Source organism: Photorhabdus cinerea (assembly GCF_011189575.1).
GTDB classification, from domain to species: Bacteria; Pseudomonadota; Gammaproteobacteria; order Enterobacterales; family Enterobacteriaceae; genus Photorhabdus; species Photorhabdus cinerea.
On record NZ_PUJW01000114.1, the window covers coordinates 1 to 1,013 of the forward strand.

General features: G+C 32.0%; 3 protein-coding genes. All 3 read right to left on the reverse strand.

What is annotated here, in order from left to right:
• On the reverse strand, positions 1–221 hold a 221-nt coding region (locus tag C5469_RS22835; RefSeq protein WP_166310984.1), incomplete at its 3' end, for a DUF5405 family protein.
• Positions 222–223: 2 nt separating this feature from the next.
• A complete protein-coding gene (locus C5469_RS22840) occupies positions 224–829 on the reverse strand; it encodes a hypothetical protein (RefSeq protein WP_166310986.1) in 606 nt (201 codons plus the stop codon).
• A gap of 1 nt (position 830) precedes the next feature.
• Positions 831–1,013 (reverse strand): hypothetical protein (locus C5469_RS23345; RefSeq protein ID WP_207629331.1); only part of this gene is annotated, 183 nt, incomplete at its 5' end.

Here is a 1,013-nt window from a genome sequence, read left to right on the forward strand (position 1 = left end):
TGATTTATTTTATCACTCATATCTTGCAGTGATTTAATGTCATCACGACGAATCTCTAATAAAATTAACTTCTTAATTAATTGCTCCAATCTGGGATAATAGCCGATTGTTTGTAACCGCTCTTGACTAATGTTTTTACCTTCCTTACTTATTTTAATCTCGTTAAGAATGAACTGATAATCATCTGATGTGATGACATATTTATCTAATCTTATTTCCATGTTTATTCCACTTGTTCATCAAACTTACTGATGCCACAGACGATTGCATATAAACACCATACATAATGAAATTTATATTCCATGCAATCATTTTCCCAGAAATCAACAAAGATATCATACTTATCGTCATAATCTCTAATTGCTGATACTGCATCATATTCATCATGTGAGTATGAAATGATCTCTTCGATTGATTCCTTTATTTCTTCGAGAACATCATCAGAAATAGCATCGTTATCATCAATGAAATTATTAAATGCTTCATTAACAGCATCTTTGAATTTATCTGATGACCATTCTTTATATATTTCTTTGTTATATTCAACCCCCATTTTTAATTTTTCTGCCCAATAATCCGGGTTTATAGATAATTCACCGCTTGAATCTCTGAAAAAGCGAAACATATCTGTAACACGAGAGAATGTAAAACAACCCATGTCACTCGATATACACAAATATCCGGGCCACGTCACTATATCGAAACAATATGCACTGCTGTTATTTTTACTTAATTCTAAATGACGATATAAGTCATCATTATGAAATATTTTAATGCTGTGGTATCTTGTATCTTTCTTGAATCTCTCTAATATTTCTTTAATTTCCACTCTAATCACTCCAATAAGATAAAGCCTCTTTCGCGGCATCGTGCGGATGAATATATTTCCAATATCCACGCTTTTTAGAATATGTTTCAATTTCACATGCAGCAATGTCTTTTGCTTCTGATAAATTAGTGCCGCGATACACGAGAGTATTTATCATGTATCGCTTGAACATTCGTTTCCAGAT